Source organism: Marinobacter sp. AC-23 (genome assembly GCF_001858325.1).
GTDB lineage: Bacteria > Pseudomonadota > Gammaproteobacteria > Pseudomonadales > Oleiphilaceae > Marinobacter.
This window is the reverse complement of sequence record NZ_MBPP01000039.1, coordinates 1-11,867: the sequence shown is the minus strand read 5'-3', so window position 1 is coordinate 11,867 and position 11,867 is coordinate 1. Positions and strand designations below refer to the sequence as shown.

Annotated in this window: 8 protein-coding genes and 2 pseudogenes; 5 read left to right on the top strand and 5 right to left on the bottom strand. The window is 55.2% G+C overall.

Annotated elements, in window-relative coordinates:
* Positions 1-7 precede the first annotated feature (7 nt).
* A complete protein-coding gene (locus BCA33_RS12935; protein WP_071266455.1) occupies positions 8-226 on the top strand; it encodes a hypothetical protein in 219 nt (72 codons plus the stop codon).
* A gap of 81 nt (positions 227-307) precedes the next feature.
* Here BCA33_RS12935 and BCA33_RS12930 read toward each other — a convergent pair whose 3' ends face one another.
* Positions 308-1,774, bottom strand: a complete 1,467-nt coding sequence (locus BCA33_RS12930) for an amidase (protein ID WP_071266453.1) — start codon at positions 1,772-1,774, stop codon at positions 308-310.
* 61 nt (positions 1,775-1,835) lie between these two features.
* Complete coding sequence (locus BCA33_RS12925; protein ID WP_071266451.1) at positions 1,836-2,843, bottom strand: hypothetical protein; 1,008 nt, start codon at positions 2,841-2,843, stop codon at positions 1,836-1,838.
* Positions 2,844-3,016: 173 nt separating this feature from the next.
* On the opposite strand from BCA33_RS12925, the pseudogene BCA33_RS12920 reads away from it, so the two are divergent.
* The 3 genes and pseudogenes from BCA33_RS12920 (at position 3,017) to BCA33_RS21885 (ending at position 8,551) form a co-directional block, all read left to right on the top strand.
* A pseudogene (locus BCA33_RS12920) lies at positions 3,017-4,770 on the top strand (autotransporter assembly complex family protein).
* Positions 4,767-6,380: a hypothetical protein gene (locus BCA33_RS21890; protein WP_254774384.1), complete on the top strand. Its 1,614-nt coding sequence runs from the start codon at positions 4,767-4,769 to the stop codon at positions 6,378-6,380. The pseudogene BCA33_RS12920 and the gene BCA33_RS21890 overlap by 4 nt, the downstream one beginning before the upstream one ends.
* Positions 6,368-8,551 (top strand): translocation/assembly module TamB domain-containing protein, encoded by a 2,184-nt coding sequence (locus BCA33_RS21885; protein WP_254774383.1) that lies wholly within the window; start codon positions 6,368-6,370, stop codon positions 8,549-8,551. Before BCA33_RS21890 ends, BCA33_RS21885 begins: the two co-directional genes overlap by 13 nt.
* 2 nt (positions 8,552-8,553) lie before the next feature.
* Here BCA33_RS21885 and BCA33_RS12910 read toward each other — a convergent pair whose 3' ends face one another.
* The 3 genes and pseudogenes from BCA33_RS12910 to BCA33_RS12900 form a co-directional block, all read right to left on the bottom strand.
* On the bottom strand, positions 8,554-9,240 hold the full coding sequence (locus BCA33_RS12910) for an SIMPL domain-containing protein (RefSeq protein ID WP_071266449.1): 687 nt from the start codon (positions 9,238-9,240) through the stop codon (positions 8,554-8,556).
* 30 nt (positions 9,241-9,270) lie between these two features.
* Positions 9,271-10,002 carry a gamma-glutamyl-gamma-aminobutyrate hydrolase family protein gene (locus BCA33_RS12905; RefSeq protein WP_071266447.1) on the bottom strand — a complete coding sequence of 244 codons (732 nt, stop codon included), beginning with the start codon at positions 10,000-10,002 and terminating at the stop codon, positions 9,271-9,273.
* Positions 9,995-10,995, bottom strand: a pseudogene (locus tag BCA33_RS12900) (amidoligase family protein). The gene BCA33_RS12905 and the pseudogene BCA33_RS12900 overlap by 8 nt, the downstream one beginning before the upstream one ends.
* Before the next feature lie 229 nt (positions 10,996-11,224).
* Between BCA33_RS12900 and lexA the strand changes: the two are divergent.
* Entirely contained in the window at positions 11,225-11,833 is a 609-nt protein-coding gene (lexA, locus tag BCA33_RS12890) for a transcriptional repressor LexA (protein WP_071266443.1), read from the top strand.
* The last annotated feature ends 34 nt before the right edge of the window (positions 11,834-11,867 follow it).

Here is an 11,867-nt window from a genome sequence, read left to right as displayed (position 1 = left end):
GAGCATTATGAGAGACGCAGAAACCAGAGAGTGGGAACGCCTCGCTTTTGTAGCCGGGAGGGACGGCGTGCCCGCTGCTTTAGCGTTTGCACAGCAGGGGTTCGGGCAATACACCGCTGCTATTCGCGAGGCGGAATCGGGCGGTAATCAGTACGGCGCAGCCTATCGAGACAGTCTGAACGCTTCGCTTGTGGTTTATCAGTCTTACATTTCAAAAAATGAGTAAGGCGTCAGAGGGGTACTTCTGACGGCTTAGTCCGGTTCGTGGCTGTACCAGTTGAGTTTCAGGATGGATATGGCCAGGGTTTCAGAATCCGTTTGGAATCTGAAACCCTGCCAAACCAGCATCTTCAAGCAATCGGGCAAAGCCAATGGTGGTCAGATCCATCCCAGGTGCGCCGATAACCTGTACGTTAAACGGAAGCCCTTCCTTGGTACGCCCGATGGGAACGGAGGTGGCCGGTAAACCGAGCAGGGTGGCAAAAGCAATCCAGCAGAACTGATCCATGTAGGCGCGGGATTGCCCATCTACTGTGATGCGCCGTTTGAACACAGGCTGCGAATGGTCGTGCCGGATCGCAGCTGTGGGGGTGATCGGGGTTAGCAGTACGTCCACATCCTGAAACAGGGTCTCGATCTCTGCCCGCATCTTTTCCCGCATCTCGCTCATGGCCATCCACTGGTAGGCCGGCTGATTGGCGCCGCGGCCATACTCGCCAATGAATGGCGTCATGGGGCCAAAGAAGGTAAGCCATTTTTCCAGCCGTGCGATCCATTTCAACTGGCGACGCTGGGCAGGCTTGAGGGATGTGCTCAGCAGGCTGCCCAGTAGATTGAAATAGGCAGGTAATATGTGTTTAAGGCCCAAAAGCGGGTGCTTGGCTTCAGATACGAGCGCCCCTTGGTCCTCGAGTTGCTTGCCCAGCTTGCGGTAGCCGTCGGTCAGTTCTTGTTCCACCGGGCACAGGGGGTCCTCCAGCCACAGCCCCACCCGTGCCTGCTTCAGGGTTTCCAGCCTTGAGGGCGCCATAGTCAGTTGCCAGCACCGGCTGTCAACCGGTTTTGGCCCGGCAACAACCTTCAGTAATAGCTCCAGATCTCGAGCGTTCCGGGCCAGGGGGCCGCCTTCCGCTAAATCTGGTTGCGATTGTGTACCTGGAGGCCCGGGAATGTGCCCGCGAAAAGACACCAGGGTTCGTGAGGGTTTATGCCCGAAAACCCCGCAAAAATGTGCAGGAATACGCACCGAGCCTGCCAGATCACTGCCCATCTCCAGCGGCGTCATGCCCGCTGCTAAAGCTGCAGCTGCGCCACCGGAAGATCCTCCCGGGGTATGGTCGGCACTATAGGGGTTGTTGGTTACGCCAAACAGTTTGTTATAGCTTTGCAGGTCGGTGGCGTACACAGGAACATTGGTTTTGCCGAGAATAATGGCACCGGCGTCTTCCAGCCGTTGCACCACATCTGCATGACGTTCAGGTTTGTGGTCTCGCAAGGCTCGGGCACCGGCGGTGCACGTGATTCCGGCCACTTCCCAGGTGTCTTTCACGGTGAGGGGCAGGCCGTGCAAGGGGCCAGTTACTGCGCCGGAAGCACGCTTCTGGTCGGCTTCCCGTGCTTGCTCGAGTGCGCGGGCTTCATCGAGGGTAACAATGGCGTTTACTGCTGGGTTGTGTTCGCGGATTCTTGCGAGTAAAGCCGTCACCAGCGCTTCACTGCTCAGCGTGCCAGCTTCAAGCTGTGTTAGAAGCTCGTGGGCTGACTGGTAGTGCAAAGGTCCATGTTACGTCTCTTAGGTATCGTTCTTGTTGTTTGCGGTGTTCAAGCCAGGGGGGCTATGGAAGTTGCTCTCGCCAGCGCTTGACCCTTACTTGGCCCTTAATGGCATCAATGATTTCGATGATCAGTGCGATCAGGGCTTCGTTTCTCACTTCGCTGTTATCTGATTCGCCTGGCTTGTGTATAAACGCGTTTACAATATCTTCAATAAACCCATGGTTCGAAGAGGACGCCAGATCTTCCAAAATCTGCTGGATAACGTTGGCAACAATATCACCCACTGCATCTTCAAGAGTTTCCTTGATAGTCGACCCCACAACGGGCAGATATTTTAGCCGCGAAAGCTCGACGTTCTGTTCAAGTGCACGATCTACTCTGTTTTCAAGGTAGCTTCTCAACGCCCCGCGGTTGGGTATGTAACCTTCCTGTGCTGCTTGCGCAACCCGGTGTGAAATCCACCCGGAAAGCATCTCGCGCCGTGGGTAGAGAATGTCATTCTGGATCTTCTCGAACAACGGCGAGCCGAGCTTTATCTCGTGCTGAACGCCGCTCAATACCTTGGCCACGATGCGATCAGAAAGCTCTTCCATGAAGGCTTCGTAGTAGAAGTTTACGAACCGGTAAATACCAGTACTGGATACATCGATTATCTTGTACTGGTGCAGGCGGTACACAATTGAAATAACCCGCAGGACCCGCAGGAATCGCAAACTTCCTACAGGTATGCAGCCCACCAGGTCATACCAGTGGATAAAGGGGTAAAAGTACCAGCGATCATACACTTTGGCCTTGACCGAATAGCCCCAGCGCAAAAAAAACTCGGCCAGGAAGACGCCAACAAACATCACATCGTAGAAGATGAAGTTTTCATGGATTGGGTGGTATAGGGCCTGGATTGCTGGCAGGTATTCTTTCAGTACATTCTGGATCGCGATGAAATTGTAAATGGAGTCCCAGATAATGAACGCGAGGTTGATAATGAGCAGGCCCAGCATCAGGAAATCGATAATAAGCCATGTGAGCTGGTGGCTGGACTTCAAGTTCTCGCGGTTGATTTTCAGCATTCGCGGGTGTCCGTCCTCTGTGATTTAGCTGCATTCTCAGGTGTTTCTACAGGTTAGCGCATTTGGGCCGGGCCGACGACTGGTCTGGGCGCAGATTAACTTGACCGCCTGATGTTAAACTCTCACGCTTGAGCTATAACTTCTTTTATCACGACCAACACTGAAACAGTCGGATGCTATCACTTGATCATATTTTGAAATCGGATCGAATCCGGCTGCTCGGCCTGCTGCTTTTTCTATGGTCTTCCTCGGGCCTTGCCGAGCAGGTTGAGGTGAGTGTAAAGGGCGACTACCCCGGGCTCCAGGAAAACGCTGAAGCGTTCATTGGCGAAGTGGAAGGACGAAATGCCAGTAACCTTCGTCGCTATGCGACAACAGCAGTCAGCCAAGCAAGTAAAGCGCTGCGTGCACTGGGTTATTACAGCCCAATTGTGGACTGGCAGGTGGAGGAGGGTGACGCAGAAAACACTGCCCGGCTGATTCTGATTATTACCCCCGGCGACCCAGTGCGAATCAAGTCCCGAACCGTTGAAATTCTAGGGGCCGCTGCTTCCGACTCACGTTTTACCGATGACCTGCCAGTTCATCCCGCTGAAGGCGATGTCCTGAACCATGGCGACTATTCCAGTCTTCGAAATACGCTGCAGACCCGGGCCCGGCGCAGGGGCTACTTTGATGGGCGGCTTGTTACCCGAACCCTTGAGGTTGATCCCGAAGCTCTGGAGGCAAACATTACCCTGGTGTTTGAGAGTGGCGATCGGTACCGGTTGGGGGCTGTCACGTTTGAAGAGGGGCACTGGTTCGAAACTCGCCTTCTTCAGGAGTTTGTGACCTTTGAGCCGGGCACTCCCTACCACGCAGATGAAATCGCCAGGCTTAACAGCGATCTTCTTGGCAGCGGTTATTTCTCAGGCGTGGATATTGACGCCGTCCCATCCAGCGCTGAAGGTGGCGTTATTCCCGTACGCATTGGCCTGACCCGGCGAGACCGCCGCTCCATCGCCACTGGTCTCGGTTTTTCTACGGATGTCGGGCCGCGTTTCCGGGGCACCTGGCGGGAGCACTGGATTAACCCCATGGGGCACACGCGCGGTGCAGAAACAGAGCTCTCCGGGCCCAGGCAGAACCTGAGTACCTGGTATGAACTGCCGCTGGATCCACCCATGACAGATCTGATCCGGCTTACGGCGGGCTATCAACGTGAAGATATTGAGAACGTTGAGTCTGAGCTCCTGACGTTTGGGCAGCAGTGGCAACACCAGCTGGATAATGAGTGGTTGCAAGTGCTGTCTGTGCGTTGGGAGGGGGAACGTTTCAATATTGGTGACGATGAGAAAGGAACGAGTTCGTTGCTGCTCCCGGGGATTGGCTATTCCAAGTTGCACGCCGATTCGCCATTGGATCCGTCCCAAGGGTACCGCTTGCAGATTAATGTAACCGGCTCCCACAGGGCCGCTCTGTCCAGCGTGGATATATTGCATGTGAACGCGATTGCCAAGGGTTTGTTTACGCTCGGCGGTAAGCATCGCTTTTTGTCACGGGTCCAGCTTGGGGGCGTGGGAACTAACCGGTTTGAAGATGTGCCGCCCTCGTTGCGCTTCTTCGCGGGTGGTGACCAGAGTGTGCGCGGCTATGGTTACCAGACGCTGTCACCGGAAAACGAAAACGGCGTTCCTGTGGGTGGCCGTTACACATTGGTGGGTAGCGCAGAATACCAGTATCAGTTTGCTGAAAAGTGGCGTACAGCCCTGTTTGTCGATCATGGGAACGCGGTGAATGATTTGCTAGATCCTCTGGCAACTGGGGCAGGTGTGGGAATTCGTTGGATCAGCCGCTGGGGCCACTGCGCCTGGACGTTGCCAAGGGCTTGAACCCTGAATTTGGTGGCGAGTGGCGGGTGCACTTCTCGATGGGGCCAGAGTTGTGACAGACGTACGCAAAGACAACGACAATACCGATAAGGCAAAGCAATCTCAGCGTAAACGGACACACCGATTCCGCTTCTGGGTGCTGCTGCTTCTCGGGCTCCTGGTCCTTCTTCCGGTGGTTGTGGTTTCAGCGATTCTACTGGCGCTGCGCTCTGAAGCCGGCACGGCTTGGGTGATGGACCAGATACCTGGGCTTGAGGCGGTTAACGATCGCGGCTCGCTGTTTGGAACCTGGCAGGCCGATAGCCTTGAGTGGCAAGGTTACGGAGTGAACGTGGCGGTGGATGCTCCGCTTGTGGATTGGTCGCCCTCCTGCCTTTTTGATCTGCAGCTTTGCCTCGAAACCCTGCACGTGAAGCAGCTCGACGTTAGCGTGCAGCCTTCTGAAGAAGAGCAAAGTTCGTCTGGGGATATCAGTCTGCCGGGGTTTGAGCTACCGCTGGGGTTAAGAGTCAGCGATGTAAGGCTTGGCACATTTACGCTCAATGGCAGCAAGGTGTGGGACAAGTTTGAGCTTGATGCAGGCGGCTCAGGTGCCGACTGGAAACTGGAACGGGTTTACTACCAGCTTGATGACTATACCGTGGTCGCCTCTGGCCGTGTGGAAACGCGGCGGGACTGGCCGGTTAACCTTGAGGTAAACGCTACTCTGCCGCCGCCCTATGGCGAGACCTGGGCGATAGATCTGGCGCTTTCCGGCAGTGTGCGGGATCTTGCTCTCTCAGGGCAGAGTCGGGGCTATCTCAATGCTGCACTGGAAGGCAAAGTAGAACCTTTGGCATCAAACCTGCCCGCGCGCTTAAAAATAACCTCAGAAACGTTCCGGGCGGCCGAAGCCTTACCGGAAACCTTGGTGCTGAAAAACTGGTTTATTGAAGCTGCAGGTAACCTGCAGAACGGGTTTAAAACAACAGGCCAGGCCACTTTGCCGGGCACTGAAGGGCCGGTTGAGTTAGCGTTGGCGGGCTTGGTAACAACTGCCGAAGCCAGGGACATAAGGCTGGAGCTTTCTGCAGGAAGTGAAGGAAAGAAGGGTCAGGGAGATACTTCACCCAGAAACCTTGTAGTGACCGGCAAAACCCAATGGCAGGACGGCCTCAGTGCGGAAGCACACATACGGCTACGGCAATTTCCTTGGTATTCGTTGCTTGAAGGCATGGAAGAGCCGCCGGTTGAGCTACGCAAACTGGATGGCGATGCTTCGTGGCGCAACGGGCGATATCAGGCCAATCTGACCGCTGAAGTTGACGGCGCCCAAGGCAAGGCAGAACTGGCTACAGCCATTGATGGCGATGCCAGCCAAGTGCGGCTAACTGAGCTCTCTGCAGTCACCGGTGCGGGTTCTCTCTCGGGCAATGGCTCTGTGAATTTCTCCGGCCCCTTGAGTTGGCAGGCAGCGTTAGAATTAAAGGACTTTAACCCGGGATACTGGGTACCGGTTTTGGAAGCAAGCCTTAGTGGCGAGGTCACCACAGAAGGACAGCTTACTGAAGGGCCGGTTCCGGCTATGGAGCCACCTGGGATCTGGAGGGCCAGTGGCGCTCCAGCCCTACGGTCGCCGCCGGCCGACTGGATACCGCCACCGGCGACTGGGTTGTGCCAGAGCTGAAGCTGGTTATTGGTGATAACCGGGTTGAGGGCAGCGGCCAATGGGGGCAGCAGCTAAGAGCCAACCTTGATCTCAAACTGCCGGCGCCGGAGAAAATCATGCCGGGCCTTGCAGGGCAGGCTGATCTGCAGCTCACGCTTGCCGGCACCCCCGACGAGCCTCTTGGGGAGCTGACTGCCAGTGCGACAGAGTTGCGCTGGCAGGATCTTTTGGTCGTTGAAAGCCTGAGCCTGGATGCGCAGCTGGAATCTGGTTTGCGTCTTACCAGTGAACTACAGAGCAAGGGTATTACAGCCGCGGGACAGACGATTGAGTCGTTAATCGTCAAGGCGCAGGGTTCTCAAGGCGACCACAAGGTTGCGATTGACGCACAGCACGAAGACGCAAGGCTGCAATTCGATTTTCAAGGCGCGGCAGGTGATGCCTGGACAAGCTGGCAGGGCGAGCTTGTGCGAGGTGTTGTTGATGTGCCCGGGCAAGAACAAAGCTGGGTGCTGGCGTCGCCCACCGCACTCGCCTACGGGAAAAACGGTGAACTCAACGTTGCAGGCCATTGCTGGCGTTGGCAGCAAAGCTCTATTTGTGCCGACGACCAAACTCTGCTGCCAGTGCCCAGCATTGCCTACCGCATTGACAGTTTTCCTGCTTCGGCTCTGGCACCGATACTTCCAGAGACCTTGCGTTGGCAATCCAGCATTAATGGCGAAATCAACTTCACCTCCACCGATACGGGCCCCGACGGCCGGATAGCACTGGATGCCGGCGAAGGTCGTTTCGAGTTGCTGCTGGATGGCGAATGGGAAACCTTGAGTTACGAAACACTGACCACAGAGCTGGAGCTCAAGCCTGAGCAAGCAGATCTCGCCGTGAAGCTCTCTGGCCCCGAGCTTGGCACGTTGTCCGTGGATATGAGCCTGGACCCGATGGACGAAGACAGGTCGGTTAAAGGTCAGTTCAAACTGGAAGGTCTTGATATTGCTCTGGCGGGCCTGTTTACGGGGCTTGAAGAGGTCGCCGGTGAGGTGAACGGAGAGGGGACTATATCCGGCCCTTTGATGCGGCCCGCAGTGGAAGGCCAAATAGCGTTGATCAACGGGCGGGTGGTAGATCCGCGTTTACCTCTGCCCTTGGAAGAAGTAGTTGTCAGCGTAGACCTCAAGGGATACTCCGCGGATATTCGCGGCAGGATCAGCAGCAGCGACCGTAGTGAGGCAACGATCCAGGGCGAGGTCGACTGGCAAGGAGTGCCTGGTGGAGAGATTCGCATTACCGGCGATAGATTACCCTTTAGCATAGAGCCCTACGCTCATTTGGAGGTGGCGCCAGATCTGACCATCGCATTCCGCGAAGGTTCGCTGAGCGTGGCTGGCAGGGTTGAAGTGCCTCGGGGCGATATTGAAATAGAAGGACTGCCTGAGCAGGCCGTGTCGGTCTCTGAAGATGAGGTTATCATTGGCGTTGAGCCGAAAGAGCCTCTGGTCCAGTCTTTGGATATGGATGTTACTGTTGTGGTCGGCGAAGACCGGGTGAGCTTTATCGCGTTCGGGGTGACTGGCGATTTAGAGGGCACCCTGCGGATTGGTAACGACATGGACACCCGGGGCACTTTGCAACTGGTTGATGGCCAATACGAGGCGTATGGCCAGGAGTTGGAGTTGCGTCGCGCACGGCTGCTATTTGTTGGCAATTTGGTGCAGCCGTATCTGGATATCGAAGCCGTAAGACAGGTTGATACGGTTGTTGCTGGGATTCGCCTGAGTGGGCCGGTTCAGTCGCCCACGACCGAAGTATTCTCCAGCCCAAGTATGCCCCAGGCAGATGCCTTGTCATATGTGATTCTTGGCCGTGCCCCTGGGGGCCAAAGTGATGATGGGCAGATGAGCCGTGCTGCTATTTCGTTAGGGCTGACCCAGGTAAACAAAGTGACGGGACAAATCGGGGAAGGGTTTGGTATTCGCGAGTTAACTCTGGAAGCGGAGGGTAGCGGAGATCAGGCATCGGTTGTGGCCAGTGGCTATCTCACCGATGAACTTAGTATTCGCTATGGGGTGGGAATCTTTGAGCCTATTAGCACCGTAGCGCTGCGTTACGATTTGGGAAAGTACTTCTTTCTTGAAGCTGCCAGTGGCCTGGCAGCTTCTCTGGATATTTTCTATACCCGGGATTTCTGAATTCAGTCCAGTTCGAACGTCGCGTTCACTGAGGCGTTGATTTCCCGCTCTCCCACGCTGGATATGGCATCGGACCCTCTTGCTTCAGCCGACATCATCATCGGCATGGGGCGGTGGCCGCCGTTAATATTCAGTGAAACCACGTCCCCACAGCTCTGATCTATCTGCTTGGCCACAAACTCGCATCGGGATTTCGCATCGGCAAGAGCCAGCGCCAAGGCCTCCCTCTCCATACTTGTTTCCTCGGAATGGAAAAACTGACGGGGGCCAAGGTTGTAATTGAGGCCGAGTGCCTGGGCCTGTTGCAGAATGGGGTTCAGCAGAGTTAAGTCTGCAATACTGAAGCTTACTGTCTGTGAGGCAACCGCTATTTTTTGTGGCTCCGTTTCCCGTGCCTCGGAGGGTAAGGTGCGGCTATACAAGTTGACGGAAGCGTCGGTATATTCCTGCAGTTGGGGCCGGTATTCGCTAATGCCCTGGCGCCACTGCTCCATCATGGAAGACACCTGTTCCGTGGCTTTACGAGGTAACTCATCTTCCGCGCTGGCGGTAAATTGCAGGCGTGCGCTGTCCGGCTCATAGCGAACCGTGCCCTCGCCAGTCAAGGTCACTTCGCCCGCCATGGCCAAGCTTGGCAAAAGTAAGGGCAACGTATACAGAATACGAGTTTTCAGGTTATTTCTAGCCATACGGTGTTCCTCCCGAACATGGGTATAAAGTCAGGCCCTGCTGGAATCAGGTTCCAGTCGGGCCAGTTTGAATGCGAGCGCGGCCTGAAGAAATTGGCCAAAGATACGTCGATGCCCACTAAGGTAAAGCAGGTATTCCGGGTGCCATTGAAGCCCCATAAGCCATTGGCCGCGGGTACTTTCGATGGCCTGAACAAACAGGTCGTTATCCACCGCCGTCACCTTCAGGTTTTTGCCCAGATGTTTGATTGCCTGGCTGTGTATCCGGTTAGCGCCAATTACTGGTGCCCCCATCAACTGCCCCAGCCGGCTTGTGGCTACCAGGCGAACGGTTTGCATGGGAAACAACAAAGGGCGGTGTTTGGTGTTGACCCTGAGGGGGGTGACGTTCTGGCAGAGGGAGCCGCCGTGGAATATGTTGATGAACTGCGCGCCCCTGCAAATGCCCAACACGGGAATTCCTATTGTCTCTGCTTGTTCCAGAAGTAACTGGTCGGTGGTGTCTCGCGCTCGGTCATAGCGGGCGCTCACCTGTGGTTGCTGGCCATAACGCTCTGGGTGCACGTGGGTGCCTCCGGAAAGCACCAGGCCATCCAGCAGCGACACATCCACCCGGGCTCCTGGGCGAATGTAGTAGGTATGTGCACCTTTGAGCCGAAGCGCCAGGCCAATCAAGCGCTGGGCGATACGCTTTCTCGCCGGGCCGCTGATGCCTATGGTCAGGCCTGGAAGGCTGTCTTCAGGGTTGCGCTGTTTAGACATAGCCTTTGCTTTTTAGCCAGTTTTCTGAGGTTTCTTGCCAGTTCTTGGTTAGATTGCGCAAGCTGATCTTTCGACTATCCCGGAAAAGGGCTCGCAGTTCTGCCAAATCTTCGGCATGGTTTGCGAGCTGTTCTACCACTACCCAGTCATTCCAGACACTGGAAAAATGCCATTCGGGATTGTCGATGTCGCAGTCTGGAAGTCGGTAATGCAGCGTTGGCCGGCTTTTTATACGAGGGTCTTTCACGTATTGGTCGAGTAGAGGCTTGTCCAGGTGTGCAAAGAGCGGCAACAAATCCAGAGCACGGTTACGGGTGGGATTGGATTCAAGGTAATCCACCATCATTTGTTGCTGGTCTGGTGAGTAGTCGTCAGCAATCAGCAGGTCGGTATAACGACTGCTCCATGGCTCGATGTAAGGCGTAAATTTTCTGCTGATATCCAGCTGATGACGCGCCTTTAGCCAGTCGTAAAGCACTGCAAACGCCTGATAGTAGCGGACAAGCGTTGTTGGCTTGAGGTCTGGTAGCTCAGGGTTAAGCTGTAGACCGAATGCAAAATAAATAGCCTCTCTGCTGCCCAGCGCACCAGCTTTCCGGAGTTTTTCGACCAGAGTTTCAATGTGGCTCAGATCAGAAAAAAACATGGGGGGGCTGACAATTTCCAACGGGACAATTCGCTCAGCCGCGGCGTCGATAACCTCCATAGCCTGCCCACCCAGTTCACGCATGGACACGGGCAAGCGCTCATCTGCCAGGTCCAGATCTTTGATGGGGTCTGAATCCAGCTCGATAATAAAACTCCCCAAGGGCGTCTCAAGCTTGCTCACGTAGCGGGACTCAGGTGTCGCATCGCCACCGAGTAACTCTGCCGCCAGGTCTACGAGCTGCTGATACCCAAGCCGGATAATTCGATCTCTACGCCCACCCGGCGCTCGTTTCCGTCCGCAGTATTGATTATATCTGGCATGTTCAGGGCGGTAGCTTGGTTCATAAGGCTCACTAATGCTGAATGTAAGAGTTTTTAAACTTTATCACACTACCGAAGCGCCGGCAGTTAAGGGTCTGCAAGAAAATAGGCCGCTTGGCTTTACACTGGATAAAACACTGTATATAGTCAAATCACTGTATAAAAAACAGGATGGTTGGTTCACTGTATACGCCATCAGATATCAGGCCCAGCATGTATAAGCCCTGCATGCAGCAAGTGGAGCAGCGAAACAATGAAGCTGACAGCAAGACAGACCCAGGTACTGGAAATTATTCGACGATCTGTCGATGAAACCGGTTATCCACCCACCCGCGCCGAAATTGCAACGGAACTGGGTTTCCGCTCGGCCAACGCCGCCGAAGAGCACCTGCGGGCGCTAGCACGCAAGGGCGCAATTGAAATGGTTCCCGGGGCCAGCCGAGGTATCCGTCTGCCAGAAGTAGCCGAAGATCCCGGGCTGCCGATTATTGGTCAAGTAGCTGCAGGTAGCCCAATTCTGGCTCAGGAGCATGTTGAAGATCATTGCGCGCTGAAACCAGAGTTCTTTTCGCCGTCCGCCGATTACCTGCTTCGTGTCAGGGGTATGAGCATGAAGGACATCGGCATTCTCGATGGCGACCTGCTGGCCGTGCACAGCACACAGGACGTTCATAATGGCCAGGTGGTTGTGGCCAGGGTGGGGGATGAGGTCACAGTGAAGCGTTTCAAAAAGGAAGGCTCAAAGGTTTATCTGATCGCCGAAAATGAAGAGTTCGCGCCGATCGAGGTCGACTTGAAAGAGCAAGAATTATTCATTGAAGGACTGGGTGTGGGTGTTATCCGACGTTCCGATCTGCACTGATCGGGCTGGTATAACCACAGACGCATTGAAAACG

What these genes read in the sequence shown, in the direction of transcription:
- BCA33_RS12905 (WP_071266447.1), bottom strand. Translation starts at nt 10,002, where the DNA reads ATGTCTAAACAGCGCAACCCTGAAGACAGCCTTCCAGGCCTGACCATA.
- lexA (WP_071266443.1), top strand. Translation starts at nt 11,225, where the DNA reads ATGAAGCTGACAGCAAGACAGACCCAGGTACTGGAAATTATTCGACGA.
- BCA33_RS12925 (WP_071266451.1), bottom strand. Translation starts at nt 2,843, where the DNA reads ATGCTGAAAATCAACCGCGAGAACTTGAAGTCCAGCCACCAGCTCACA.
- BCA33_RS12910 (WP_071266449.1), bottom strand. Translation starts at nt 9,240, where the DNA reads ATGGCTAGAAATAACCTGAAAACTCGTATTCTGTATACGTTGCCCTTA.
- BCA33_RS12935 (WP_071266455.1), top strand. Translation starts at nt 8, where the DNA reads ATGAGAGACGCAGAAACCAGAGAGTGGGAACGCCTCGCTTTTGTAGCC.